Origin of the sequence: Ralstonia sp. ASV6 (genome assembly GCF_016429285.1) — a bacterium.
Lineage (GTDB): Bacteria > Pseudomonadota > Gammaproteobacteria > Burkholderiales > Burkholderiaceae > Ralstonia > Ralstonia flaminis.
Map to the genome: position 1 here is coordinate 1 of NZ_JAELUI010000314.1, position 1,268 is coordinate 1,268.

Genomic DNA, 1,268 nt, shown 5'->3' on the forward strand with positions numbered 1-1,268 from the left:
GGCGTAGACCACCCACACCAGCGTGATGAGGATGTCGATCGGCCACTCCAGCTCGGCGTATTCCTTCGAGCTGGTGTAGCCCAGCGGCAGCGTAATGACCGCCGCCACGATCACCGCCTGCCAGCCCCAGAACGTAAAGGCCGCCAGCGCGTCGGAGAACAAGCGCACCTGGCAGGTACGCTGCACGATGTAGTACGACGTGGCGAACAGCGCGCTACCGCCAAACGCAAAGATAACCGCGTTGGTATGCAACGGACGCAACCGGCCATACGTCAGCCAGGGCACCCCAAAATTCAGTTGCGGCCAGATCAACTGGGCCGCGATCAGCGCACCGACCGCCATACCAACGATGCCCCAGACGATCGTCATGATCGAGAACTGGCGGACAACGCGGTAGTTGAAGGTCTGGGTGTGCTGCAACGCGCTGGACGATTCCATGCTTGCTCCCCGAGTGTGTTGGTTTGATGCGGTCATGTTAAGAATCGAGCGACCTTTGGGTCTTGACGTGCATCAAGGCACCCCGGCCAATGTGGTTAAGCTGCTCAGTCGCGCGGCCTTGTGTTGCGCACAGGCGTATCCGGGTCCAGCAAAATCGACTCAGCAGGTGTCTTCAGATCGTCGTACTGGCCCGAGCCGACGGCCCACCACAACACACCGACAATCGCTACCACCAGCATCAGCGACAGCGGAATCAGCAGGAACAGCGTTTCCATGCGGCCTCCTAGGCCACGTGCCGCGGGGCACGCGATAGACGCCACGCGTTGAGCGCGACCAGCAACGACGACACCGACATGCCGATGCCCGCCGCCAAAGGCGACAGCCACCCCAGCGTGGCGAGCGGGATGCTGATCGCGTTGTAAGCAAAGGCCCAACCGAGGTTCTGGCGCACCACACGCAACGTGCGGCGGCCGATGTATACGGCCTCGCTGATGGCGGACAGGCGAGGCTCGGTGAGGATTGCGTCGGCGCCTGCCTGTGCAAGCGGCGCACCGGTGCCAATAGCGATCGAGACCTGCGCCTGCGCAAGCAAGGGCGCATCGTTGATGCCATCGCCGACGGCCAGTACACGTGCCCTGCGCGCCTGCAGCTTCTGCACATAGGTGCGCTTGTCCTCGGGGCTGGCGCCGCCGACTGCGTGATCGATCCCCAATCGGTTGGCCCACCAGCGCACCGTCTCCGGCGCGTCACCGGACACCAGGTGCAAACACAAGCCTTGCTCGCGCAAAGCCTCCAGGCAGGCAGGCGCATCGGCGCGCGGGGTATCCGCC

3 protein-coding genes are annotated in these 1,268 nt (G+C 63.8%); all 3 read right to left on the reverse strand.

Features of this window, described 5'->3' with window-relative positions; translation table 11 throughout:
• A partial coding sequence (locus JHD73_RS27765) for a cbb3-type cytochrome c oxidase subunit I (RefSeq protein ID WP_199033337.1) occupies positions 1 to 438 on the reverse strand: 438 nt, incomplete at its 3' end.
• 104 nt (positions 439 to 542) lie between these two features.
• A complete protein-coding gene (gene ccoS, locus JHD73_RS27770; protein WP_199033338.1) occupies positions 543 to 713 on the reverse strand; it encodes a cbb3-type cytochrome oxidase assembly protein CcoS in 171 nt (56 codons plus the stop codon).
• 8 nt (positions 714 to 721) lie between these two features.
• Positions 722 to 1,268, reverse strand: a 547-nt coding sequence (locus JHD73_RS27775; protein ID WP_199033339.1) for an HAD-IC family P-type ATPase, incomplete at its 5' end; no start/stop codon positions are given.